Source organism: Salinisphaera sp. S4-8, assembly GCF_040361235.1.
Taxonomy (GTDB): domain Bacteria; phylum Pseudomonadota; class Gammaproteobacteria; order Nevskiales; family Salinisphaeraceae; genus Salinisphaera.
The window spans coordinates 212511-236572 of record NZ_APNF01000001.1 but is presented as its reverse complement, the minus strand read 5'-3'; the positions used below and the strand labels follow the sequence as shown (position 1 = coordinate 236572).

At 63.5% G+C, this 24062-nt stretch carries 20 protein-coding genes and 1 tRNA gene; 14 read left to right on the top strand and 7 right to left on the bottom strand.

Translation table 11 applies throughout. The annotated features are described in order from the left end of the window. Positions 1 to 3: 3 nt before the first annotated feature. The 4 genes from S4A8_RS01085 to S4A8_RS01070 form a co-directional block, all read right to left on the bottom strand. Positions 4 to 1590 (bottom strand): cytochrome ubiquinol oxidase subunit I, encoded by a 1587-nt coding sequence (locus S4A8_RS01085; protein ID WP_353218692.1) that lies wholly within the window; start codon positions 1588 to 1590, stop codon positions 4 to 6. Between the two features lie 149 nt (positions 1591 to 1739). Then, positions 1740 to 3530, bottom strand: a complete 1791-nt coding sequence (cydC, locus tag S4A8_RS01080; RefSeq protein WP_353218691.1) for a thiol reductant ABC exporter subunit CydC — start codon at positions 3528 to 3530, stop codon at positions 1740 to 1742. After that, positions 3527 to 5272 (bottom strand): thiol reductant ABC exporter subunit CydD, encoded by a 1746-nt coding sequence (gene cydD, locus S4A8_RS01075; protein ID WP_353218690.1) that lies wholly within the window; start codon positions 5270 to 5272, stop codon positions 3527 to 3529. The genes cydC and cydD overlap by 4 nt, the downstream gene beginning before the upstream one ends. Before the next feature lie 116 nt (positions 5273 to 5388). Beyond that, positions 5389 to 6069, bottom strand: coding sequence for an OmpW/AlkL family protein (locus S4A8_RS01070; protein ID WP_353178210.1), 681 nt, complete (start codon positions 6067 to 6069; stop codon positions 5389 to 5391). A 245-nt stretch (positions 6070 to 6314) separates the two neighbouring features. On the opposite strand from S4A8_RS01070, the gene S4A8_RS01065 reads away from it, so the two are divergent. From S4A8_RS01065 to lnt, 6 genes are all read left to right on the top strand, one after another. Continuing rightward, positions 6315 to 7061, top strand: a complete 747-nt coding sequence (locus tag S4A8_RS01065; protein ID WP_353178213.1) for a helix-turn-helix domain-containing protein — start codon at positions 6315 to 6317, stop codon at positions 7059 to 7061. A 99-nt stretch (positions 7062 to 7160) separates the two neighbouring features. Further along, positions 7161 to 8543 carry a tRNA (N6-isopentenyl adenosine(37)-C2)-methylthiotransferase MiaB gene (miaB, locus tag S4A8_RS01060; protein WP_353218689.1) on the top strand — a complete coding sequence of 461 codons (1383 nt, stop codon included), beginning with the start codon at positions 7161 to 7163 and terminating at the stop codon, positions 8541 to 8543. A gap of 30 nt (positions 8544 to 8573) precedes the next feature. After that, positions 8574 to 9557 (top strand): PhoH family protein, encoded by a 984-nt coding sequence (locus S4A8_RS01055; RefSeq protein WP_353218688.1) that lies wholly within the window; start codon positions 8574 to 8576, stop codon positions 9555 to 9557. Between the two features lie 71 nt (positions 9558 to 9628). Continuing rightward, positions 9629 to 10039, top strand: a complete 411-nt coding sequence (ybeY, locus tag S4A8_RS01050) for an rRNA maturation RNase YbeY (protein WP_502950692.1) — start codon at positions 9629 to 9631, stop codon at positions 10037 to 10039. Between the two features lie 74 nt (positions 10040 to 10113). Then, positions 10114 to 10974 (top strand): CorC family transporter, encoded by an 861-nt coding sequence (locus S4A8_RS01045; RefSeq protein ID WP_353178219.1) that lies wholly within the window; start codon positions 10114 to 10116, stop codon positions 10972 to 10974. Between the two features lie 3 nt (positions 10975 to 10977). Next, the gene (gene lnt / locus S4A8_RS01040; RefSeq protein ID WP_353218686.1) at positions 10978 to 12510 is read left to right on the top strand and encodes an apolipoprotein N-acyltransferase; all 1533 of its coding nucleotides are present in this window, start codon (positions 10978 to 10980) and stop codon (positions 12508 to 12510) included. On the opposite strand, the gene S4A8_RS01035 is transcribed toward lnt, so the two are convergent. Genes S4A8_RS01035 through S4A8_RS01025 form a run of 3 tightly spaced genes read right to left on the bottom strand, consistent with a single transcriptional unit; the run spans position 12502 to position 16353 of the window. Continuing rightward, positions 12502 to 13683, bottom strand: a complete 1182-nt coding sequence (locus tag S4A8_RS01035) for a cytochrome-c peroxidase (RefSeq protein ID WP_353218685.1) — start codon at positions 13681 to 13683, stop codon at positions 12502 to 12504. The genes lnt and S4A8_RS01035 overlap by 9 nt on opposite strands. Then, positions 13680 to 13847 (bottom strand): hypothetical protein, encoded by a 168-nt coding sequence (locus S4A8_RS01030; protein ID WP_353218684.1) that lies wholly within the window; start codon positions 13845 to 13847, stop codon positions 13680 to 13682. The genes S4A8_RS01035 and S4A8_RS01030 overlap by 4 nt, the downstream gene beginning before the upstream one ends. Beyond that, the gene (locus S4A8_RS01025; protein WP_353218683.1) at positions 13837 to 16353 is read right to left on the bottom strand and encodes a TonB-dependent receptor plug domain-containing protein; all 2517 of its coding nucleotides are present in this window, start codon (positions 16351 to 16353) and stop codon (positions 13837 to 13839) included. Before S4A8_RS01025 ends, S4A8_RS01030 begins: the two co-directional genes overlap by 11 nt. Positions 16354 to 16597: 244 nt before the next feature. Here S4A8_RS01025 and leuS point away from each other — a divergent pair, with 244 nt between their 5' ends. From leuS to S4A8_RS00985, 8 genes are all read left to right on the top strand, one after another. After that, positions 16598 to 19036 carry a leucine--tRNA ligase gene (leuS, locus tag S4A8_RS01020; protein WP_353218682.1) on the top strand — a complete coding sequence of 813 codons (2439 nt, stop codon included), beginning with the start codon at positions 16598 to 16600 and terminating at the stop codon, positions 19034 to 19036. Positions 19037 to 19044: 8 nt separating this feature from the next. Beyond that, a complete protein-coding gene (locus S4A8_RS01015; protein ID WP_353218681.1) occupies positions 19045 to 19584 on the top strand; it encodes an LPS-assembly lipoprotein LptE in 540 nt (179 codons plus the stop codon). A 36-nt stretch (positions 19585 to 19620) separates the two neighbouring features. Further along, entirely contained in the window at positions 19621 to 20208 is a 588-nt protein-coding gene (locus S4A8_RS01010; protein WP_353218680.1) for a nitroreductase family protein, read from the top strand. A 115-nt stretch (positions 20209 to 20323) separates the two neighbouring features. Next, positions 20324 to 20752 carry a 50S ribosomal protein L13 gene (rplM, locus tag S4A8_RS01005; RefSeq protein ID WP_353178227.1) on the top strand — a complete coding sequence of 143 codons (429 nt, stop codon included), beginning with the start codon at positions 20324 to 20326 and terminating at the stop codon, positions 20750 to 20752. Between the two features lie 3 nt (positions 20753 to 20755). Next, positions 20756 to 21148 (top strand): 30S ribosomal protein S9, encoded by a 393-nt coding sequence (rpsI, locus tag S4A8_RS01000; RefSeq protein ID WP_353218679.1) that lies wholly within the window; start codon positions 20756 to 20758, stop codon positions 21146 to 21148. A 53-nt stretch (positions 21149 to 21201) separates the two neighbouring features. Continuing rightward, positions 21202 to 21275 (top strand) — tRNA-Gln (locus S4A8_RS00995). A 493-nt stretch (positions 21276 to 21768) separates the two neighbouring features. Next, entirely contained in the window at positions 21769 to 22338 is a 570-nt protein-coding gene (locus S4A8_RS00990; RefSeq protein WP_353218678.1) for an ANTAR domain-containing response regulator, read from the top strand. Between the two features lie 330 nt (positions 22339 to 22668). After that, positions 22669 to 24045: a CmpA/NrtA family ABC transporter substrate-binding protein gene (locus tag S4A8_RS00985; protein ID WP_353218677.1), complete on the top strand. Its 1377-nt coding sequence runs from the start codon at positions 22669 to 22671 to the stop codon at positions 24043 to 24045. Positions 24046 to 24062: the final 17 nt, after the last annotated feature.

The following is a 24062-nucleotide window of genomic DNA, read 5'->3' as shown; positions in this document are numbered from 1 at the left end:
GACTCAGGCCTCGCTCCACTGCGATGTATGGCCGGGCGTGGCGAGCGCGGGCGACGATCCGTGCCTCGGCGTGTCGTCCGGGCCCTGCTTGATGAACTTCACCATCAGATACATCTCGACGACGATGAACAGGGTGTAGATCGCCACGAAACCGGTCAGCGAAAAGATCATGTAGCCCACGGAATGGGTGGATGCCGATACCCAGGTCGGTAGCTGACCATAGACCGTCCAGGGCTGGCGACCGAGTTCGGCGACCACCCAGCCGGCTTCGTTGGCGATGAAGGGCACCGGGATCATCCAGGGCGCGATCTTCAGGAACCAGCGCTTGTCGGCGATCTGGCCGCGCAGCGAATAGATGGTGGCCAGAATCAGGAAGGCGAGCATGCCGAATGCCGCGGCGACCATGATCCGGAACGACCAGAACACGGGCGCGACCGGCGGAATGGTGTCGCGCGCGGCGCGGTTGATCTGTTCGGGCGTGGCCTGGGAGACATCGGGCGCATAGCGCTTGAGCAGCAGTGCGTAGCCCAGGTTGTCACCGTGGGTACGAAACTGGCGCAGCGCGTCGGGGTCTTTCGGGTTGTCGCTGAGCGTTTCCAGCGCGCGCAGCGCCGGAATGCCGTCGCGGATACGCACTTCGGCCTGACGCACCAGATCATCGGCGCCGGCGATGCTGCCATCGAAGCTATGCGTGACCAGCGGCGTGAGCACATAGGGGATCTGCAGCTCGAAGCGATTTTCCATGGCCTGCTGATCCGGCCAGGCGACGACGTTGAAACCGGCCGGGGCTTCGGCGGTTTCCCACAGGCCTTCCATGGCCACCAGCTTGTTGGGCTGGCCTTCGCCGCTGACAAAGCCCAGCGCGTCGCCCAGGCAGATCACGCCGATGCTGGCAAACACGCCGAACAGAGCGGCCACGCGAAACGAGCGGATCGCGATCGCGCGATGGCGATTGCGCAGCATGTAGTAGGCGCTGATGCCGATCACGAAGATGGAAGCGGTCAGAAAGCCGGCGATACTGGTATGCACGAACTTGGCCTGCGCATCGCTGCTGAACAGCAGGGCGGTGAAGCTGTCCAGCTCCATGCGCATGGTTTCGGGGTTGAACTCCGAGCCCACCGGATGCTGCATGTAGGCGTTGGCGACCAGAATCCACAGGGCGGAGAGGTTCGAGCCCAGGGCGACCATATAGGTCACTAGCAGATGCTTGCCGCGCGAGAGCTTGTCCCAGCCGAACAGCATCAGCCCCACGAAGGTGGATTCGAGAAAGAAGGCCATCAGGCCTTCGATGGCCAGGGGCGCGCCGAAGATATCGCCCACGAAGTGCGAATAGGTCGACCAATTGGTGCCGAATTCGAACTCCATGGTCAGCCCGGTGGCCACGCCGAGCGCGAAGTTGATCGCGAACAGCTTGGCCCAGAACTGGGTCATGCGTCGGTAGATCTCGCGGCCGCTGATGACGTAGATGGTTTCCATCGTCGCCAGCAGTACCGACAGCCCCAGCGTGAGCGGTACGAACAAGTAATGATAAAGCGCGGTTGCCGCAAACTGGGTTCGGGACAACGCGATGACGGTTTCGAGTTCCTGCATGATCGGCCTCGCTGTCTGGCGCCTGTGCCAAACGCGGCGCCACACCTCACAACGACACAAAATCACGCTAGACCAAGTGCGGTGTGCGGCCGTTGATTTATGTCAAACGATGTGCGCAGGTATGCAGGCCGCGCATGGGTCGCAGGCGATCAGGCGCGCCGACGTTGCGCCGGGGTCGGGCCGTGGGCAGGCACGGCGGCCGGCTCGCGCTTGAAATAGGCACTATGCAGCCGGCGATAGCTCTCGCACGCCTGACTGAGTCGGGCGTGGTCGCCGTCGGCCACCAGGCGGCCGTTTTCGAATACGAGAATGCGCTCGAACGTGCGTACCCGCGCCAGGTCGTGCGAAATCAGAATCAGCGTGCGATCGGCCAGCTGGCGTTGCAGACGTGCCCACAGGCGGGCCGAGGTGGCCCGATCCAGGCCTTCGAATGGTTCGTCGAGGATCAGGATGGGCGCATCGCGCAACAGCGCGCGGGCGATGCCGATACGCCTTACCTGGCCACCGGATAGACGCTGGCCTTCCTCGCCCACGAGCGTGTCGTAGCCTTCGGGCAGGGCGACGATCTCGTCGTGGATGCCGGCGGTACGCGCAGCCGCGATCATGTCGTCGGCACTGGCCTCGGGGCGGCCGACGAGCAGATTCTCGCGCACGCTGGTATGAAACAGATACACCTGCTGCGGTACGAGCGCGATCCGCGCGCGCAGATCCGCGGCCCGATAGGCCGATAGCGCGCGTGCGTCCCAACAGATTTCGCCCCGGCTTTTGGGAGTCAGCCGCAGCAACAGGTTCACCAGCGTGGATTTGCCTGCGCCGCTGGGCCCGACGATCGCGATATGCTCGCCCGGCGCGATCGATAACGTAACCTGCTGCAGCGCCCAGGGGCCGTCGGGCGTATAACGTACGCCGACATCGACCAGCCGGATCGTATCGCGCGTGGGGGCCGGGGCGGGACGTGCCGGCTCGTTAATCACCGGCGCGCGGTGTTCGAAGGCACGCAGGCGGGCCGTGGCTGCACGCGCCTGGCCCAGTGCCTGCCATGCGCCAGGCATGAGTGCGACCGCCTCGAAACAGCCGATTACCAGCAACAACAGCGGCGCGAAGTCCACGCCGTGCAGTGCGTTCGTGCGGATCAGCGGGATCAGTACCACGGCGCTGCCCACCAGGGCGAGATTGGTCAGCAGCAATACGCCGGCATTGGACAGGCCGCTGAGTTTCGACAACCGACGTTGCTGGGTGATCCACTCGTCGGACAGTTCGATGATCGCCGCCCGGCGTGTTTCGACTGCGCCGAATACGGTGAGCTCGCCCAGACCCTCGACCCAGTCCACGGCCGCGGCCTTGAGGCGCGCGCCGGTTTCAACGGCGGCCTGGCCCGGTGCCCGGCCCAGGCGATACACCAGTGTTGGCACGATCGCGCCGGCCGCGAGCAGAAGCGTGAGATTGACCAGCGCCAGCGCGGGGCTGTACCAGGCAAATACCACCACCGCCGCGCTCAGGCAGACGACGCCCACGACCACGGGCACCACCAGGCGCAGATAGATATGGTCGAGCGTATCGATATCCGAGCGCAGGCGCGCCAGCAGATCGCCGTTGTGCAGATCGAGCGTGGATAGTGGCTCGATCTGGCGATAGAACCACAGCCGCAGGCCTGTGAGCAGGCGCAGGGTGGCATCGTGGGTCACCAGGCGTTCGAGATAACGCCCGCCAGTGCGTACGATCGCCAGCCCGCGGATCACCGCCGCCGGGGTGAAATAATTCATGCTCGCGCCCGCCAGCCCGGCCGCGGCCATGCTCGCGATAAACCAGCCGGCTACGGCCAGCAGCGCCATATTGGCGCCCACGGTCGCGATCGATATCGCGATACCCAAGGCGAAGCGGCCCGCATAGGGGCGTGCCTGCCAAGCCCACCAGCGAAAATCGTCGAGCAGCGCTTTCATGCCGCGATCGCCTCGTCATGCGCGACCAGGCGGGCATACAGACCCTGCGCGGCCAACAGCGCGTCGTGCGTGCCCTGTTCGACGATACGCCCGGCGTCCATGACCACGATCCGGTCGGCATGGGCGACGCTGGCCAGCCGGTGTGCAATCAACAGCATGCTGCGCTCGTGCGCCAGCGTTTTCAGCGCTGCGACCAGTCGCTGTTCGTTGTCGGCATCCAGATGCGCACTGATTTCGTCGACCACCACAAAGCGCGCATCGCGTACGAAAGCCCGGGCGATGGCCAGGCGCTGGGCCTGGCCGCCGGACAGTCGCATACCGCGTTCGCCAATCGGGGTATCCAGTCCCTGGGGCAGGGCCGCCACGAAATCACGGGCCTGGGCGCGTTCGAGGGCGTCCCAGAGGTGGGCATCATCGACATCGGCCGCGCCTAGTTGCAGGTTGGCGCGCACACTGGCGTTGAACAGTCGTGGGCGTTGCGGCACCCAGGCCAGGCGTTCGCGCCAGGCCTCGATGGCGATGTCGTCGAGCGATACGCCGTCGATACGCAGATCGCCGTGCTCGGCCTTGATCAGCCCCAGCAGGGCCAGCGCGAGGGTGCTCTTGCCCGCCCCGGTCGCGCCGACGACGGCCACGGTTTCGCCGGGGGCGATATCTAGATCGATATCCGCCAGCGCGGGCGTGTCGCTGTCGGGGTAGCGGTAGCCAAGGCCGCTTAATGTCACCCGCGGCGGCCTGTCGCGGGCGATATCACGGCGGGTACCCGGCCAGTCCGGGGCCGGTGTGGCGAGTATCTCGACCATGCGCTCGGCTGCGCCAATGGCTTCCATGCGTGCGTGATAGACGCTGCCCATATTGCGCAACGGCAGATAGAACTCCGGGGCGAGCAGCAGTACCAGGAATCCGGCTTCGAAGCCGATTTCGCCCCACATCAGGCGAAAACCGATGAGCACGGCGACCAGCGCGATACTCACCGTCGCCAGAAACTCCAGCACCAGCGAGGACAGAAACGCCACACGCAGCACGGCCATCGTGCTCTGGCGATAATCGTCGGACAGGCGCTCGATCAGCCGGGCCTCGCGTGCGCCCAGATTGAAGATACGCAGCGTGGTCAGGCCCTGCAGCGCATCCAGAAAGTGCGCGGACAGCAACCCGAGTCGGCGCCATTGGCGCTGGTTGAGTTTTTCCGCGCCCTTGCCGATGAAGATCATGAACACCGGGATCAACGGCCCGCAGATCAGCAGGATCAGCGCCGAAAGCCAGTCGATGGGGGCGATGACCGCCAGAATGGCCAGCGGCAGCAGCACGGCGAGCGCGGTCTGCGACAGATAGCGCCCGTAATAGGCTTCGAGTTTTTCCACGCCGTCGGTGAGTGTTTCCACCACATCGCCACTGGCGTTGCGGCGTTGCCAGGTCACCCCGAGCTGTTCGATTGCGAGTAGCAGCCGTTTGCGTATATCGGTCTTGATCGTGGTCGCGGCATCAAAACGCGCGCGTTCGGCAAGATAGGCCAGTACGGCCCGCGCTGCGATGAGCGCGAATAAGCCGCCAAGCCAGCCGGCTAGGGCGCTGAGCGCCGCCTGGCCGAAGATGACGGCGTTGGCGATATGTGCGAGTACGATCGCCTGGCCGATGAGCAGGCCACCTCCAGCGCTTTCGATGGCGATCGCACGGGTTACCGGGCGACGTACCGCATCGCTTTCACGCTTGAGCCAGGCCGCGGGCGTTGGCCGGTCGGGCATGGGGTATGAAGCGGGCAGAGGGGCGGGTGGATGTTCGACATAAGCCGGGGCAGGTAGCGACGCTATGGCCCCGGCAATCGGGCGCCCTTGGCCGGGCGCCCGTTACCGTGTCGACACTAGAACTGGTAGCCCAGCGCCAGCGTGTACACCCAGGGATCGATATCCACATCCACATGGGTGGTGCCGGTGGCGGTGCTCACCTTGGCCGTGGTGTCGATCTGCAGATAGCGCACATCGGCGTTGATCAGCCAGTTGTCGGTGAGCGCGTAGTCCACGCCAACCTGGGCAGCCGGTCCGAAGGAGTCGTCGAGCTCGATCTTCTCGACGCCGATCGCCTGGGCTTCGTCCGATACGTCTTCCGAGAAGAAGAACGTATAGTTCAGGCCCAGACCCACATAGGGGGTGAACGCCGATTCGTTGTTGAAGCGGTACTGCAGGCTCACCGTCGGCGGCAGGTGCTTGATATCGCCCAGCGGGGTGCCGTCGAGTGCGCCGCCGCTCAGGGTGAGGTCATGCTTGAACGGCGAGGCGCCCAGCAGTTCGACCGCCAGATTGTCGCTGATCAGGTAGGCGATCGTCAGCCCGAATTGCGGCTCGGAACTCACGTTGACATCGGTACCCTGTAGCGCGGGCGCGAGCTGGCCGTTACGGCTTGAGGTATCATCGTTGGGTGCGACGTAGGTCACGCCGCCCCGCACGATCCAATCGCCGGCTTCGGCCTGGGCGACGCCCGTGACGAAGACCGAGGTCAGTGCGAGGGCCGCGGGGGCGATTACGGCGCGCGGAAGGGACGTCATGGCAGGGCTCCTGTTCTATTTTGGAAGTGTCTGGAGCAAAGATTGGCTGGATTGTCATATTGGTGTATTGATCCAGGTCAATATGGCCACACCGTCTTCGCCGCTCGCGCAAAAGGTTGTGCGCTAACGGTTAATGCGCAATGTGGTTGTCCGCCATACAAGAAGTCTGAAAGTTGTCTGTTATTTGGCTAAGCTTGCGCTGACACACGTGTTTATTTCGTATCGCCAACCCAGGGCAATTGTCCATGCCGGCACTCTCCCAGCAAATGCAGCAGTTGAGCGAAACCTGCAGCCATTGCTCGTTACGCTACCTGTGTTTGCCAGATCATCTCGATAGTCACGATCTGCAAAAACTCGAACGTCTGGTGGACTCCGGCGAAGCCGTGCCCGCGGAAACGGAGTTGTTTGCCCAGGGTGACGGCCTGACCCATATTTATGCGGTACGCGACGGTTCGGCCAAGACGGTACGCATCGACGAAGAAGGCTTCGAACAGATTCTGGGCTTCTACTACCCGGGCGATATTCTGGGTTTCGACGGCTTTGCCGATCAGCAGCACCATTGCAGCGCGGTGGCGCTGGAAACGAGCCATTTCTGCCGGATCCCGGTCGATCAGCTGGATGTGCTCGTCGACGAGCTGCCGAGTCTGCGCCAGCGTTTGGTGCGCTTGATGAGCCAGGTGCTTTCCGAAGACGGGCGCATGATGCTTACCCTGGGCCGCAAGGACAGCGAGGGCCGTATCAGCAGTCTGCTGCTGGGTCTGAGTCGTCGGCGTGCACTGCGTGGCATGCCGCCCACGCCGGTGCCGTTGAACATGAAACGCGCGGATCTGGCCAATTTTCTGTCGATGCGCCTGGAAACCGTCAGCCGCGTACTCACGCGGCTGCAACGCGCGGGTGTAATTAAGGTGTCCCAGAATAAAGTGGATATTCTCGATCGCGATGCCCTGCGCGAACGCTCCAGCCGTGGCGCCTGGGTGGCCGATCAGTCGTGACACCGGCCAGGCAGGCGCCTGCGCGCAGGCAAGCACCTTGCCGGATCGTTTACACTGTATGGCTTGCTTGAATTCGCCCCACGACGGGCCGGACGGGCCATGAACAGCGCGACCCAACCCAAAGTCTTCGTTCAGACCTGGGGCTGCCAGATGAACGAATACGACTCGGCCAAGATGGTCGAGGTGCTGCGCAAGCAGCGCAATGCCGAGCGCGTCAATACGCCGGAAGAAGCCGACATCATCCTGCTCAACACCTGCTCGATTCGCGAGAAAGCGGCCGAGAAGGTGTTTTCGCAGCTCGGGCGCTGGCGTGAGCTCAAGGCCGAACGCCCCGATATCGTGATCGGCGTGGGCGGCTGTGTGGCCTCCCAGGAAGGCCATGCGATTCGCGAGCGTGCACCGTTCGTGGATATGGTGTTCGGCCCGCAGACGTTGCACCGGCTGCCGGAAATGCTGGATGCCGTACAGGACAATGGCGCCGGCATCGTCGATATCGCCTTTCCGGAAATCGACAAGTTCGATCACATGCCGCCGGCAAAAGCCGAGGGCGCGACGGCGTTCGTGTCCATCATGGAAGGCTGCTCGAAATACTGCAGCTTCTGTGTGGTGCCCTACACGCGGGGCGAAGAGATCTCGCGGCCCTTCGACGACGTGATTCTGGAAGTCGCGGAACTGGCCGACCAGGGCGTCAAGGAAATCACGCTGCTGGGCCAGAACGTCAACGGCTATCGCGGGCCGATGGAAGATGGCTCGATCTGCGATCTGGCCATGCTGGTCGAGTTCGTGGCCGAGATCGAGGGCATCGAACGGATTCGCTATACCACCAGCCATCCGCTGGAATTCTCGGATGCGTTGATCGAGGCCTATGCGCGGGTGCCCAAGCTGGCCAACTATCTGCATCTACCGGTGCAGTCGGGCTCGGACCGCGTGCTCGCGGATATGAAACGCGGCTATACGGCCGATCATTTTCGCGAACGTATTGCCAAGCTGCGCGCCGTGCGTCCGGATATCAGCCTGTCGACCGATATCATCGTCGGCCATCCCGGGGAGGGCGAGGCCGAGTTCGAGCAGACGATGCAACTGGTCGAGGACATGCGCTTCGATGCCGCGTTTTCCTTCGTCTACAGCAAGCGTCCCGGCACGCCGGCGGCCGATATGGCCGACGACACGCCGCGCGAGGTCAAGAAACAACGCCTGGCGCGGTTGCAGGCACGAATCGCCGAATTCAACCGCGAATACATGCAGAACATGATCGGCACCACCCAGCGCGTGCTGGTCGAGCGCGAATCCAAACGCGGCGGCGGCCAGATGGCCGGGCGTACCGATTCCAACCGCTGGGTCAACTTCGACGGTCACCCGCGCATGGTCGGGCACTTCGTCGAGATCGAAATCACCGAAGCACTCGACAATTCGCTGCGCGGGCGGGTGGTCACGCGCGATGCCGATGCACCCCTGCCCGATCTCGCGGCCGCGGCCGGCTGATCGGTCCCGCCGCCAACCACACGAATCATTTTGAACGAACCTATCCGCAAGAGCCTCGAACTGACCCCGCCGGACACGACACGGCTGGCCTATCTATGTGGCCCGCAGGATCAGCATTTGCGCCTGATCGAGCGCACGCTCGACGTGCAGGTGCATAACCGCGGTCATCTATTTCAGGTCGAGGGCGACGAGGGCGCGGCCACGGCCGCGATCGACGCGCTCAACGAGCTCTACAGCGCGACCGCAGCTGGCGAGATCGGCCCCGATCGCGTGCATATCGTGGCCCGTACGGCCGAGCGCGAACTCCACGGCGGCGCCAACGGTGCCAGCGCCGAGCCGCGGGATGTCGTGATCAAGACCCGTCTGGGCCTGGTACGCGGGCGCGGGCCCAGCCAGCGTCGTTATCTGGCCAATCTGGCGGATAATGATCTGAACTTCGGTATCGGCCCGGCGGGGACCGGCAAGACCTATCTGGCGGTGGCTGCAGCCGTGGATGCGCTCGAATCCGAACGCGTGCGCCGCCTGCTGCTGGTGCGACCGGCGGTGGAAGCGGGCGAGCGGCTTGGCTTTCTGCCGGGCGATCTGGCCCAGAAGATCGATCCCTATCTGCGCCCGCTCTACGACGCGCTCTACGAAATGCTTGGTTTCGACCGGGTGGGGCGGCTCATCGAGCGTAATGTCATCGAAATCGCACCGCTGGCCTATATGCGCGGTCGTACCCTCAACGAGGCGTTCATCATTCTCGACGAGGCACAGAACACCACCGTCGAGCAGATGAAGATGTTTCTCACCCGGATCGGCTTCGGCTCGACCGCCGTGGTCACGGGCGACATGACCCAGGTGGATCTGCCGGTAGCCAAGAAATCGGGCCTGCGCCATGCGGTACGGCTGCTGCAGGATATCGAAGGCATCAGCGTGACCAAGTTCTCGGCGCGCGATGTGGTGCGTCATCCGCTGGTTCAGCGCATCGTTCAGGCCTACGATCGCGAAAGCGAAGCAGGCGAGCACGGCTAGTCGGCGGCAACCGCATGAATATCGAACTCGCGCTGGACTGCGCGCCCGGCATCGACGTGCCCGATCCGCACATGCTCGAGCGCGCGGCAATCGCCGCCCTCGAAGGCGCGCGTTGCAGTGACGAACCCGTCTACGAGCTGGCCGTACGTCTGATCGACGAGGCCGAGTCGGCCCAGCTCAACGGCGACTATCGTGACAAGCGCTATGCGACCAATGTGCTGTCGTTCCCGGCCGGCGCCGAACTGCCCGGGCTGACCGTGCTCGGCGATCTGGCGATCTGCATGCCGGTGATTGCGCGCGAGGCCGGCGAGCAGCACAAAAGCCGCGATGCGCATCTATGTCATATGGTCGTGCACGGCGTTTTGCACTTGCTCGGTTATGACCATATCGGCGACGATGAGGCCGAAACCATGGAGGCGCTCGAGCGCAGGGTGATGGCGGATCTCGGCCACGACGATCCTTACCGCACCGTGAGTGCCTGAAATCGATTCCGCAGGCCGTAGGGCCGAGCCAGACATCAGGGCTTGAGAGGAGGGCGCGGCTGCGGCCGCATACGATGAGCGACGAGGACGACAGCGAGCAGAGTCGAAGTAGCGGCAACTGGCTGCGCCAGATCGGCATGAGCCTGGCCGGGCCACCGCGCGATCGCGACGAGTTGGTCGAGGTGCTCACCGAGGCACAGGAAAACGAACTGCTCGATATCGATGCCCTGTGGATGATGCAGGGCGTGCTCAAGGTGTCGGAACAGCAGGTGCGCGACATCATGGTGCCGCGCTCGCAGATGGTGGTGGTCGAGTCCGATGCGGCCGCGGCCGATATCCTGTCGATCGCCATCGAGTCCGGCCATTCGCGTTTTCCGGTGATTGGCGAATCCCGCGACGAGGTCGTGGGGATTCTGCTGGCCAAGGACATGCTCCAGCTCGCCGAGGATCGCCAGGACAGCGACGCGTTCGAACTGGGCGCGGTGCTGCGCCCGGCGGTTTACGTGCCCGAATCCAAGCGCGTGAACGTGCTGCTCAAGGAGTTCAAGGCTTCCCGCAACCATATGGCCGTGGTCGTGGACGAATACGGCGGCGTGGCGGGGCTGGTGACCATCGAGGATGCGCTCGAACAGATCGTCGGCGAGATCGACGACGAATACGACCAGGCCGAAGGCGCGAATATCCTGCGCCAGGAACACAACCGGTTTCTCATTCGCAGCCTCACCCCGGTCGAGGAATTCAACGACTATTTCGAGACCGATTTCTCGGACGAGGATTTCGACACCATCGGCGGGCTGGTCGTGCACGAGTTCGGGCATATGCCCAAGCGCGGCGAAACCACCATCATCGACCGCTTCCAGTTCAATGTGCAGCGCGCGGATTCGCGCCGTATCCATCTGTTCCAGATGACGGTACTGCCGGAGGCGTCCGAGTAGCGCATGGCTGCGAAACGCATCGCGCGTATCGCCGCCCTGGATGTGTTGCTGCCCGCCCTGTTCGGCGGGCTGGCAACCCTGGGCTTCGCCCCGTTCGGCTACTACGGGCTCACGCTGGTCGCGCTCGTGGGCCTGCTTGCGCTGTGGTGGCCGGCGAGCGCGCGTCGCGGTGCCTGGCGCGGTTTCGTGTTCGGGCTGGCCCATTTCGGCACCGGCATCTACTGGACCTTTGTCTCCACTTATTACTACGGCGGCGCGCCCTTGCCGATGGCGATCGCGCTGGTGTGCCTGCTCACGGTCTACATGGCGCTGTATCCAGCGCTGGTGGGCGCACTCGCCGGGGCGACACGCGTGCTGCCACGCACGCTCTGGGCGCTGCTGGTGGTGCCTTGTGCCTGGCTGCTCGCCGAGCTGGTACGCAGCTGGGTGATGACCGGCTTTCCCTGGCTGTCGCTGGGGTATTCGCTCATCGATGCACCGGTGACCGCGCTCGCCCCGATCGGCGGTGTGTATTTCCTCGGCGCGCTGATGGTGGCCAGCGCCGGCACGGTGGTGCTGTTATTCGCCGGCTCCATCCCCGCGCGGGCGTTAGTGGTCGTGCTCATCGGCCTGGCGCCGTTGGGGCTGTGGTATACGCCGCCGACCACCGAATGGACACAGGCCAGCGGCGCGCCGGTGAGCGTGGATGTCGTTCAGGGCAACTTCGCCCAGGCGGTCAAGTGGGATCGCGATGTCTTTCGCACCACATTGGAACGCTACCGGGCGATGACCGAGGCCTCCGATGCCGATCTGGTGGTGTGGCCGGAAGTGGCCATCCCCGCACCGGCCAATCAGGTGCAGGCCTATCTCGACGATATCGCCACGCTGGCGGGCGAACGCGATCAGACCGTGCTGGCCGGGATCCTGGTTCATGAAGCCAGCGACGCGCCGTATTACAACGCGGTGTTGGCGCTCGGCGCCGGGCAGGGCCGTTACTACAAGCGCCATCTTGTGCCCTTCGGCGAGTACTTTCCGGTCCCGGAATTCGTCAAGACGCTGCTCGATGGCGTGAATATGCGCTACAGCGACTTCGGCTTCGGCGCCGATGATCAGGCCCTGATCGAAGTCGACGGCGTGAAGCTTGGGCTGTCGATCTGTTTCGAGGATGCCTTCGGTTACGAGATCGCCAAGGCGCTGCCGCAGGCCGGCATTCTGGTAAACGTGACCAACGATGCCTGGTTTGCCGGCACGACCGCCGCGGCCCAGCATCTGGAAATCGCACGTATGCGCGCGCTCGAAGCCGGGCGGCCCATGCTGCGTGCAGCCAATACCGGCATTTCCGCGATCATCGACTACGACGGCCGCCTGCGCGAGCGCACGCCCGAGTTCCAGATCGCCCAGATCGAATCGCAGGTCCAGCCGCGTAGCGGCGAAACGCCCTATATGCGTATCGGCGATCGGCCGTTGTGGTGGGCGAGTGCGGCCGTGACGTTGTTGTCGTTGTTGGGCGGTCTGCTGATCGCGCGCCGCCGCAAAAAGGCGGGCGCCTCAGGGTAGATTCGGCTGCGTCATGTAGTACGAGTCGCCGTCGAGCGTGTCGAGAAACGCGGCCAGATCGTCGATTTCGTCGGCCGTCAGGCCCAGCGGTTCGATTAGTGGCGATAGTCTGGCGAGCGGTACGTCGCTCGTTTTTTCTGCCGGCGGCGCGTTCTGCCACCAGCCCATGTTGTATAGCGCCAGCAGCGATTTCAGGTTGATGCCGTCGCCGAAGCCGTTATGCATATACGGCGCCGTGCGGCCGATGTTGCGCAGTCCCGGCGTCTGGAACGCCCCCACGTCTTCGGCTGCGCCGGTTTGTCGATAACGGCCCAGATAATTGCCGACGCCGTGAACCGATGTCCCCAGATGATGAAAATCGCCGTCGGACAGCAGCGCGCCGTTATGGCAGCGAATGCAGTTCGCCTTGCCGCGAAACAGGTCGAGCCCCCGAATCTCGGCGGCCGTAAATGTATCGCGTGCGCCGCGCATGAAACGATCGAAGCGTGTGTCGGGCGTGTTGAGCGTGCGTATGAACGTCGCGATCGCCTGGCTGATCCGTTCGACCGTAACCGTTGAATCGCCGTAGGCCGCCGCGAACAGCGGCGCATAGGCAGCGATGGCGCCCAGCTGCCCGGCGCTGTGCTCGGGATCGCCGGCCATTTCGATCGGGTTGGACCAGCTGGCGACGATCTGTGTTTCCAGATTCGCGGCACGACCGTCCCAGAACAGGCGGTTCTTGTAGCCGGTGTTGAGCACGGTCGGCGTATTCATGGGCCCGACCTGACGATCGTGACCGACGGCCGTATGCCGGCCGTCGGCCCAGCCGAGGCTGGGATCGTGACAGGATGCACAGGCAATCTGACCGGACGCGGACAGGCGCGGGTCGAAGAACAGCCGCTTGCCCAGCGCCGCCTTCGCTTCGCTGAAGGGATTGTCGGCTGGAAAATACGGCTGCTCGGGCAAGGCTGCCAGCGGTTCGATATCGCGGCCGTCCAGTGTTTGAAGCCGAGGCCAGTCGGCCTGGGGGCCACGGTAACGTTCGACCAGTCGTGCGCGTTCGATGGCCGGGGCCAGCAGCCATACCAGGCCGATAAACGCCGCTGTTGCTAGCGCGATGAGCGCGACGACGATCCATTCGCAGCGCATCCGCCGCGATACGCCGATACGGTGCCGGACACCAGGTTGGTTCACCGGGGCGCGCCCTGGGCCCGCAGGCGCACGGTGGCGATGGGAGCGGCGTATTCGCGCCACGCCCTGGCGAGCGGATACGCCAGCGCGGGCGCATGTGAAAGCGTCTGGTTGTAGCCCGGCGTGCCGGCGCCCCGCGGTGGCTGGGCGCTTGCTTCAGAAGTCATAGCCAACTTCCAGCCAGTACTGGCGACCGACGCCGAACAGCTGCACTCCTGCCTCGTTGCGCACGATATTGCGGCTGTCGGTGACGTTGAGCACGTCGACACCGATATAGGGCGAGTGATCGCCGGGCAACAACCGCAGTCGGGTGCTGAGATCCCAGCGCAGCGTATCGTCCTGTTTTTCGATGTCGTAGCGTTGCAGTCCGGTGGCCGGGTCCTTGCCGTCGCGCAGCACGTACCGGTAACCGTCGGTATAGCTCAGTGCGTTGCGCAGCCACAGGCGGTCGTTGAACGCCGAGGTGACGATGTCGACCTGGGCGCTGATCGGCGTGGCGAAATCCTCTGCGGGCAGCTCCGAGCGGCGGATACGCCGGCCTTTGAACAGCACGTCCTCGTCGGTGAGCGTGTCGTTATAGCCCTTGTCGTCGTCGGCGTAGCGGGCGTCGGTTTCCTTGTCCATCCACGACACGCTGAGATTGACGCCCCAATCGGCGCCGATCCAGACAAACGGCTGTGAGCGCCAGTACAGATCGACCTGGTCGGTGTTGCTGCGCCCCGAGTTGTCGTAGTTGTACAAGTCGCCACTGTCATCGTAATTCGTGCGAATCTGATCCTTGCCCTGGCGACGGACATAGGTCAGGCCGATATCACCGTGCAACAGCGTGCCGGCGATGCCGATCGAGTATTCATCGTCGTAGGGCGTATCGAGATCGCGGTAGGTGTATTCGGCGCGGTTGTCGACGGTGACGAACGCCTCGTCCGGGTTATCGCGTTCGCGGGTCTCGCGCAGTCGTGTTTCCTCGGCGCGCAGCTTGTAGGCAAGAAACGACTTTCCGTAGTAGCGATTGGCGCCGGCGATCAGGCGCATGTTCTGGCTGTTGTCGAGATAGACGCCGGCCTTCACACGTGGCGCAGCGTTGGTGTTTTCCAGCAGGCCATCGCGTTCGACACGCAGCCCGACGCGGCCGAACAGGCGCTGGCCGTCGGCGGCCAGCTCGCCGAACACGGCGCCGTTGGTGTTGGAAAACGCGATATCCCCGGCGCGATAGGTCGCCACGCGGCTCAGAAACTGGTCCGACGGCGCATAGGAGCCAGGGCCGATCGGGTCGGGCAGTGGTGTTTGGGTGTAGTCGAGTCGGTACTCTCGGAAGACGAAGTCCTGATCGCGGTGCTGTTCGTAGTCGAGATAGGAAATTTCGGCACCGTAATCGGTGCTCCAGATAGTGTTGATGGGCGTGGTGAATGTCAGCGATCCGCCGAGCTTGCGTTGCCGGTTCTCGAGATCGCCCAGGCCGCCGATGATGCCGCCATCGAATAGCGACGTGCTCTTGAACTGGGTGAGGCTGTGGTTCTCGTATTGATGCACATCCGTGGTCAGTCCGGCGTTGAGATTGGCGTCCACCCGTGTGGCGCCGATGTGATTGCCATAGTTGACGCTCAGGTTGATGCCCTCGTGGCCGCCGACGAAGTCGGAGTCGAGATAGTTGATCAGGAAGCTGTCTTCATCGAAGTTCGTATACGACAGCGACGCATCAAGCTCGTAGTCGCGATCGAGCAGATCCATGCGCACCACGCCGTAGCGCGACTTGCTGTCGAGTTTGCGGCTCTGGCTGGGCGTGTAGAGTTGGCCGGTCTCCAGAAAATTATCCAGATCCATCGTGAGCAACTGCTTTTGGCTGATGGTCGAGCGCTTTTCGCTATAGCCGGCAAAGATGCCGAGGTCGCCCACGCGCGTCGCCCCGTCGAGGGTGAACTCGCTTTTGCGGAAATCGGGCTGGAACTCGCCGGGCACGCCGTTGGGCATTTGCGCGGCGGCGCTTTCGAACTCGCGTTCCTGGGTTTTGTCGATATGCAGGTTGGTGAGGCTGTCGCTGGTGCCGCGATAGGACACATGGCCTTCGTTTCGGCCGGCATAAGCACGTGTTTCGGCTTTGACCACGCCACCGGTAAAGCCGCCTTCGCGGGCCGAAATGTTGGTATCGCTGACCTCGATGTTCTGTAAGAAACGGGTATCGATGAACTGGCCCTGGGAATGGCCGGCCACGCGCGCATAGTTGTCGGCGCGCTCGCTTTGCGCCGGATCGATCAGGTTGTCGACCGAAGCGCCGTCCAGCGCGAAACGGTTCTGATAGGGCGAGGCGCCACGAATGGAAAATTCAGCCGGCTTGATATCGCCTTGCTGCTGGCTCGAACTCGCACTGTCGGCTACCCGCACCGATGGAATGACCGATAGCGCCTCGGCCAGATCCGAGCGCGCCGCGCTGCGGATATATTCGGCCGGCAGGGTTTGTACCTGGGCATCGAGCGGGTCGGCCGTAACCAGAATCTGGTGCAGCGCCGGCATGTCCAGCGATAGGGCGTCGGTCAGGCTGTCTTTTTCGGCTGACGTTGCGGAATCGCCCGTGATGGCTTGCCGGGACGCGCGATCGTCTTCGCTCGCGCGAATTGGCTCGGCTTGCACGGTATAGGTTGCGCCCAGCAGCGGCGGTAGAAACAAAAGTCTGTGCATGATCTCCCCCATAGAAATTCCGGGAGAGCATAGTCATCTTGATCAGTAATACAACTGATTCTCATTTAGATTGAGTGCAATGGAATTGAATTCCAAGCCACCGGCGCCCGCTGATGTCATGAGCCGCGGTCGTGCAGGCATGCCGATCGCCAGTCAGCATTGCCTGGCTAGAAGTGCAGTGAAGCGGCGCGAATGTATCGAGTACACTAGGCGGCCGTTTTTGCTTTCCGATCGATAGCCGCCGATGGATTCCACCTACCGTTTCGATGCAATCGAGGCCGATGTCCAGGCCCGCTGGCGCGACGCGCGCGCGTTCGAAGTCAAGCGCGACGACCGCGAGAAGTTCTATTGCCTGTCGATGTTCCCGTATCCCAGCGGCAAGCTGCATATGGGGCATGTGCGCAACTACACCATCGGCGACGTCATCTCGCGTTATCAACGCATGTGCGGCAAGAACGTGCTCCAGCCGATGGGCTGGGATGCCTTCGGCCTGCCGGCCGAAAACGCGGCGATCAAGAACGGCGTGCCGCCGGCGAAATGGACCCGCGAAAACATCGCGGCCATGCGCGAGCAACTCGCACAGCTGGGTTTTGCCTACGACTGGTCCCGCGAGATCGCCACCTGCGATCCGAGCTACTACCGCTGGGAGCAGTGGCTGTTCACCAAGCTGTTCGAAAAAGGGCTGGTCTATCGCAAGGAATCGATCGTCAACTGGGACCCGGTCGACCAGACCGTGCTCGCCAACGAGCAGGTCGTGGACGGGCGCGGCTGGCGTTCCGGCGCGGTCGTCGAACAACGCGCCATCCCGCAGTGGTTTGCCCGCATCACCGACTATGCCGACGAACTGCTGGACGACCTGGATGCGCTCGAGGGCTGGCCCGAGGCGGTCAAGACCATGCAGGCGAACTGGATCGGGCGTTCGACCGGTCTGGAAATCGATTTCGAAGTCGTGGGCTACGACGATCCGCTGACGGTTTATACGACACGCCCGGATACACTGCACGGCGCCACCTATATGGCCGTCGCCGCCGATCATCCGCTGGTCGCGGCCGCCGCCGAGCACGACGCCGAACTGGCCGCCTTCTGTGAAGAATGTCGCAAGGCTGGCACTGCCGAAGCGAGCCTGGAAACACGCGAGAAGAAAGGCTATCGCCTGCCGATCGAGGCGCAGCACCCGCTCTCGGGCGAGCGTATGCCGATCTTTGCCGCCAATTTCGTGCTGATGGGATATGGCACCGGCGCGGTCATGAGCGTGCCCGCCCATGACCAGCGCGACTGGGAATTCGCCAGCGCCTACGATCTGCCCATTGTCCCCGTGATCGCCACGGCCGAGGGCAATACGCCCGACGTCAGCGCGCAGGCGAGCGTGGAAAAAGGCGTGCTTATCAATTCCGGCGACGACGACGGCAAGGATTTCGACACGGCATTCAACGATATCGCCGATCGGCTGGAAGGCCGCGGTATCGCCCGCCGCAAGACACAATATCGTCTGCGTGACTGGGGTTTGAGCCGTCAGCGCTACTGGGGTGCGCCGATTCCGATCATTCACTGCGACGATTGCGGCGCGGTACCGGTGCCGGAAGCCGACCTGCCGGTGGTGTTGCCGGAAGACGTGACTCCGGAGGGCGCGGGCTCGCCGTTGCCGGACATGCCCGAGTTCGTGAACGTGGATTGCCCGCAGTGCGGCAAGCCGGCCCGCCGCGAAACCGATACCTTCGATACCTTCATGGAATCGTCCTGGTATTTCGCGCGGTTTGCCTGCCCGGACGCCGATTCGATGCTCGACGATCGCGCCAATTACTGGCTGCCGGTGGATCAATACATCGGCGGTATCGAGCACGCCATTCTGCATCTGCTGTATGCGCGCTTTTTCCAGAAAGTCATGCGCGACGAAGGGCTCACCGAGGCCGGCGAGCCGTTCAAGCGCCTGCTCACCCAGGGCATGGTGCTCAAGGACGGGGCGAAGATGTCCAAGTCCAAGGGCAATACGGTTGACCCGCAGGCGCTTATCGAAACCTACGGCGCCGACACCGTGCGTCTGTTCTCCATGTTCGCCGCGCCGCCGGACCAGTCGCTGGAATGGTCGGATGCCGGCGTGGAAGGGGCCAATCGCTTCATCAAGCGCTTGTGGCGTCTGGTTGCCGAACATGTGGAGGCGGGCATCGTCGCCCCGGCCACGCAGGCGGACGGCGAAGCCGGTGAGCTGCGCCGCAAGCTGCACGAAACCATTGCCAAGGTGGGCGACGACATCGGCCGTCGCACCACGTTCAACACCGCGATCGCGGCGGTCATGGAACTGTGCAACGCGCTGGGCAAGATCGATGGCGGCCAGCCGTCGAACCAGGCCGTGCGCCAGGAAGCCCTGGAAGCGGTGGTGAAAATGCTCGCGCCGATCATCCCGCATGTCTGCGATGCGCTGTGGCGCGAACTGGGCCACGACGATCTGCTGCTGGATGTCGCCTGGCCGCAGGCCGACGAATCCGCGCTGACCCGCGATACCCTCACGCTGGTGGTCCAGGTCAACGGCAAAGTGCGCGCCAAGATCGACGTGCCGGCCGCGGCCGATCGCGATGCCGTGGCCGAGATTGCCCAGGCCGAGGCCAATGTGGTGCGCTTCATTGACGGCGCGCCGATCAAGAAGACCATCGTCGTGCCGGGCAAGCTCGTCAATCTCGTGGTATAGATCGCCTCATGAAATCGATATCTGCTGTCCTGTTCGACCGACGTGTGGCCCTGGGTGGCGTACTGATCGCGCTCACCGCCATGCTCGCCGGCTGTGGTTTTCATCTGATGGGGGCGTCGCCGCTGCCCGATGGCATTGATCGCATGTACGTCAGCTACAGCGACGACTATCGGGTCGGTGATCCGCCGCTGGTGGAAACCCTGCGCCAACGGCTGCGTGAACGTCATGTGCTGGGCGATAGCAGCGCGCCGGCGCGGTTGTCCATCGACGAAATCGACAACCGCCAGCGCATCGTCTCGGTCAGCCCCGTCGATGGTCAGGTCGCCGAATACGAACTCACCACCGAAGTCGCCTTCGATTACGAGGTCAACGGCGCCACCCAGCTGGAAAACGAAACCTTGTCGGTGACCCGCAGCTACAGTTTCGACAACACCGAACGTCTGGGCGCCGAACAGGAACAAAGCGAACTGCTGACCAGCATGCACGAAGAACTGGCCAACCTGATTCTGTTACGCGTCGCCAGCGCGAATGAAAAGCTCGCGCGTTAGACTGGCGCGCGAACCGTCGCAATCGAAACCGCGCGCATGACCGATCGCAGCATCCTCAAGCCCAGCCCGATCACGCCCGCTGACGCGGCTGCCTTCATCCGTGGGCGGCGAACCGTCGATCAATTCACCGGCGATATCCCGGACCCGGCGATCATCCGCGAGGCCGTCGAACTGGCGCGTTGGGCACCCAACCATCATCTGACCGAGCCATGGCGTTTCTATACGCTCGGGCCCAGAACGCGCGACGCCATCATCGACCTCAACACCCGGCTGGTCGCCGAACGCAAGGGCGACGAAGTGGCGGTGGCCAAGCGCGAACGCTGGCAATCGGTGCCCGGCTGGCTGGCCATCACCTGTGTTGTTGATGAAGACCCGGTCACCGCGCGCGAAGACTATGCCGCCTGTGCCTGCGCGATTCAGAATATCGCGCTGTATCTGCATAGCGCGGGCCTGGGCAGCAAATGGATCAGCGGCGAGGCCACGCGTCACCCCGATCTGGCGCCGATACTGGAGATCGACAGCACGCACGAATACTGTGTGGGTCTGCTATGGTACGGTTATCCGAAACGCCGCCCGCGCAGTCAGCGCCGCGATCTCGACGAGATACTCACACAGCGGCCCTGACCCGCGTTGCAAATCGGCACGCCACGGGCGTTGCAAAACCCGCGTACCCCCGATAGAATTGCGCGCTTTCGCAGCCGCCCGGCTGCCTAATCGCGTTGGTTCAGGATACAGTGCAATGAAGACGTTTTCTGCAAAGAAAGACGAAGTCCCCGGTGACTGGTATGTCGTCGATGCCGACGGCAAGACGCTCGGTCGTCTGGCTTCGGAAGTCGCCACGCGCCTGCGCGGCAAGCACAAGCCGGAATACACCCCGCATATGGACGTGGGCGATCACATCGTGGTCGTGAACGCCTCCAAGATCAAGGTGACCGGCAAGAAGCCGCAGCAGAAGATCTATTACCGGTTCACCGGTTATGTCGGCAACATGAAGTCCGTCACGCTCGAGGATCAGCTCGCCGCCCATCCCGAGCGCGTGATCGAGCACGCCGTCAAGGGCATGCTGCCGAAGAACCCGCTGGGCCGTCAGATGGCCCGCAAGCTGCGCGTCTATCCGGGCGCCGAGCATCCGCATACCGCACAGCAGCCGCAGACGCTGGAGATTTAGTCAATGGCAACCGAACAAGCCTACGGTACCGGCCGTCGCAAGACCGCCACCGCCCGCGTTTTCATCAAGCCGGGTAGCGGCCAGATCACCGTCAACAAGAAGACGCTGGACGAATACTTCGGCCGCCCGACCTCGCGCATGATCGTGCGTCAGGCGCTGGAAGCCACCGATTCGAGCGACCGGTTCGATATCAATGTGACCGTCGCCGGCGGCGGCCCCAACGGCCAGGCCGGCGCGATTCGCCACGGCCTGTCCCGTGCGCTGGTTCAGTACGATGAAATGATGCGCGCACCGCTGCGTGCCGCTGGCTACATGACCCGCGACGCGCGTAAGGTCGAACGTAAGAAGATCGGCCTGCACAAAGCTCGTAAATCGCCGCAGTACTCCAAGCGCTAGCGACGATTGCCGACCGCTTGCTGCCTACCCGGTGAGCGGTCAGCCCAGTTTGCTGGGGGATCGTCTAGTGGTAGGACTACGGACTCTGACTCCGTCAACGGGGGTTCGAATCCCTCTCCCCCAGCCAGCATCAAAAGCCCGCCATCGGCGGGCTTTTTTTATGGATGCCGGCTGGGGGAGAGGTCCTGGTTCGAACCGCTCGGTTCGACGAGCACGCCAACGGCGTGTGAAGGACAGTCGCGCGTTGCGCGCGACTGGGCCCGAAGGGCCGAGCGGCGCAGCCGCGAGCAATCCGTCAGTGAACGCTCGTCAGACGGTTATCGCCGCCGCAGCAAACAGAATTACCTAGCATCAAAAGCCCGCGATCGGCGGGCTTTTTGGTGTCCGGCCTCAAAGCGCCGAGTCGGCGTTGGCGAGTTTGAGCTGCTGATGAGGCAGGCGCTGCGCTCGGACGCCCTGTCGCAACGCATTTGAGCACTATTCAGAGATTCCGCCATTAAACCGGCGTCACTCAGTCGAGCAACCGACTGGATCGCTATGCGACCGCTCCGCTCGAAAACAGTCGCCAATGGCACGTTTGTTGCTCCAATACATGTGTGAATCGTCCATGGGACACGGACATGCGTGTGTTGCTCGTAGATCGTCATTCGGCTCGCTTGTCGACGCTTCGTGCCGTCATCGAGCAGGCCGGCTTCGAGGTCGTCGATGTGCTCGACGAGGACGCCGATCTGTATGCGGCGGTCGATCGCCATGCGCCCGATGCGATCGTGGTGGGCGCGGAGTCGCCCTCGCGCGACGTGCTGGAGGACCTGGCCACGTTCGGCGAGCGCTATCCCAAACCACTGTTGATGTTGTCTTCGAAAGACGATCGCCGGCTCATGGCGCAGGCGTCCGAGGCGGGTATCAGCGCTTATGTCATGGAAGGGCTGTCACCGGCGCTCGTGCGCTCGCTCGTGGACGTGGCGATGCGTCAGTACCGGCAGATGGAGTCGCTCAAGCGCGAACTGGCGGAAACTCGCGAAACCCTGGCGGATCGTCAGGTGGTCAATCGTGCCAAATGCCTGCTCATGGAGCGCAGCGCGATCAGCGAAAAACAGGCCTATACGCGGCTGCGCAAGACCGCCATGGACCGCGGCGTGCCGTTGCCCGAAATCGCACGTCAGCTCATGGTTCACGCGGCCAACGAGTGACGCCTCGACTGCACGAATAGAGTGCGATTGTGCACTGCGAAACGTCGATGCGGGTCGTAGCGGCGTCGTGTTCGCTTCGGCTGGCGCATTCCGTTCGATGGGCAAGTGCATGAACTGAAATGGATGCGGATGCCGCCAGCAGTAGGTGGCACGGTTTTCGCTTGGATAAGCCCCGAGTGCGATAGCGCGAACAATCGCGACGCACGACACAACTCGATCAGGACAACGAAGTCCGGCATGCCGCGTGGCGCATCTCGCTACGCAGGCAGCCGGGCTTTTTTTATGCGCGAAAACGGGCCCGCAGCGGCGGGTGGAAAAGGACGCAACGCGATGACCAACTGGCACGAAGCAACATTTGGACGTATGCCGCACGCGGTGGATCCATGCGTGGAGCGGCCGCGGCTCAGGCTCGGTTTTATCGCGCTCAATGACTGTGCGCCGTTGGTGATGGCCAAGGAAGCCGGCTTCTTTGCCGCGGAAGGCCTCGATGTGACCCTGTCGCGCGAATCCTCCTGGGCGGCGATTCGCGACAAGGTGGCGCTCGGCCTGCTCGATGGCGCGCAGATGCTGGCCGGTATGCCGATTGCGTCCACCCTCGGCGTGGGGGCTGCGCCGCATGCCATGGTCACCGCGGTATCGCTGGGCCTGAACGGCAATGCGATCACCGTCTCCAATGCGTTGTTCGAGCGCATGCAGGCGCTGGATTCGCAGGCGACGTTGTCGCGCCCCTGTTCCGCCCAGGCGCTGCGCAAGGTGATCGAGGCCGATCGCGCGGCCGGGCTCGCGCCAATGACGTTCGGCATGGTGCACCCGACCTCGGCGCACAACTACCAGCTGCGCTACTGGTTGGCCGCGGCCGGTATCGATCCCGACCGCGATGTAAGCCTGATTGTCGTGCCGCCCGCGCGCATGGTGGCCAATCTGCGCGCCGGCCGTTTGGCCGGTTATTGCGTGGGCGAGCCTTGGAACCAGATGGCGGTACGTGCGGGCTTGGGCAGGGCACTGATCACCGGCTACGAAATCTGGAACAACGCCCCGGAAAAAGTGCTGGGCGTAACCCGAGAATGGGCCGAAGCTTATCCGCGCACCCACCGCGCGCTGGTGCGCGCGATCGTACGAACCGCGGCGTGGCTGGACAGTCACGATAATCGCGAAGCTGCGGCCGACATCATTGCCGCGCCCAGCTATGTGGACGCACCGGCCGAAGTCATCCGGCGCACCCTGTCCGGGCGGTTCTGCTATCAACCCGGGGCGGCGCCGCGCCCGGCACCATTTTTCAACGTCTTTCATCGGCATGCGGCGACGTTTGCCTGGCGTTCGCATGCCATGTGGTTCATCGCCCAGATGCTGCGCTGGGGCCAGCTCGGCGAAGCGGTGGATATTGCCGCGACTGCGGACTGCGTGTATCGCCCGGATATTTATCGCGCGGCGGTACAGCCGCTTGGCATCGCTTGCCCGGCCGGCGATCACAAGATCGAAGGCACGCACAGCCAGCCCTGGTCGCTTGCGGCCAGCGACGGTCGGCGTATCGCCATGGCTTCGGATCGGTTTTTCGACGGCGAGATTTTCGATCCGGGCGACGTCATGGCCTACCTCACAGCCCATGCGCCGCGCCTTGAACCGGCGCTATACCGACGCCTCAAGGCGCTCAATTCGCCCCTCGCGGCGTGTGTCGAAGGGATGCCAAAAACCGCGGCGACCCACTGATGCGCCTGTGTAACCCC

Coding starts and splice junctions, on each gene's coding strand:
- S4A8_RS01085 (WP_353218692.1), bottom strand. CDS start 1,590: ATGCAGGAACTCGAAACCGTCATCGCGTTGTCCCGAACCCAGTTTGCG.
- cydC (WP_353218691.1), bottom strand. CDS start 3,530: ATGAAAGCGCTGCTCGACGATTTTCGCTGGTGGGCTTGGCAGGCACGC.
- cydD (WP_353218690.1), bottom strand. CDS start 5,272: ATGCCCGACCGGCCAACGCCCGCGGCCTGGCTCAAGCGTGAAAGCGAT.
- S4A8_RS01070 (WP_353178210.1), bottom strand. CDS start 6,069: ATGACGTCCCTTCCGCGCGCCGTAATCGCCCCCGCGGCCCTCGCACTG.
- S4A8_RS01065 (WP_353178213.1), top strand. CDS start 6,315: ATGCCGGCACTCTCCCAGCAAATGCAGCAGTTGAGCGAAACCTGCAGC.
- miaB (WP_353218689.1), top strand. CDS start 7,161: ATGAACAGCGCGACCCAACCCAAAGTCTTCGTTCAGACCTGGGGCTGC.
- ybeY (WP_502950692.1), top strand. CDS start 9,629: ATGCTCGAGCGCGCGGCAATCGCCGCCCTCGAAGGCGCGCGTTGCAGT.
- S4A8_RS01045 (WP_353178219.1), top strand. CDS start 10,114: ATGAGCGACGAGGACGACAGCGAGCAGAGTCGAAGTAGCGGCAACTGG.
- lnt (WP_353218686.1), top strand. CDS start 10,978: ATGGCTGCGAAACGCATCGCGCGTATCGCCGCCCTGGATGTGTTGCTG.
- S4A8_RS01030 (WP_353218684.1), bottom strand. CDS start 13,847: ATGACTTCTGAAGCAAGCGCCCAGCCACCGCGGGGCGCCGGCACGCCG.
- S4A8_RS01025 (WP_353218683.1), bottom strand. CDS start 16,353: ATGCACAGACTTTTGTTTCTACCGCCGCTGCTGGGCGCAACCTATACC.
- leuS (WP_353218682.1), top strand. CDS start 16,598: ATGGATTCCACCTACCGTTTCGATGCAATCGAGGCCGATGTCCAGGCC.
- S4A8_RS01015 (WP_353218681.1), top strand. CDS start 19,045: ATGAAATCGATATCTGCTGTCCTGTTCGACCGACGTGTGGCCCTGGGT.
- S4A8_RS01010 (WP_353218680.1), top strand. CDS start 19,621: ATGACCGATCGCAGCATCCTCAAGCCCAGCCCGATCACGCCCGCTGAC.
- rplM (WP_353178227.1), top strand. CDS start 20,324: ATGAAGACGTTTTCTGCAAAGAAAGACGAAGTCCCCGGTGACTGGTAT.
- rpsI (WP_353218679.1), top strand. CDS start 20,756: ATGGCAACCGAACAAGCCTACGGTACCGGCCGTCGCAAGACCGCCACC.
- S4A8_RS00990 (WP_353218678.1), top strand. CDS start 21,769: ATGCGTGTGTTGCTCGTAGATCGTCATTCGGCTCGCTTGTCGACGCTT.
- S4A8_RS00985 (WP_353218677.1), top strand. CDS start 22,669: ATGACCAACTGGCACGAAGCAACATTTGGACGTATGCCGCACGCGGTG.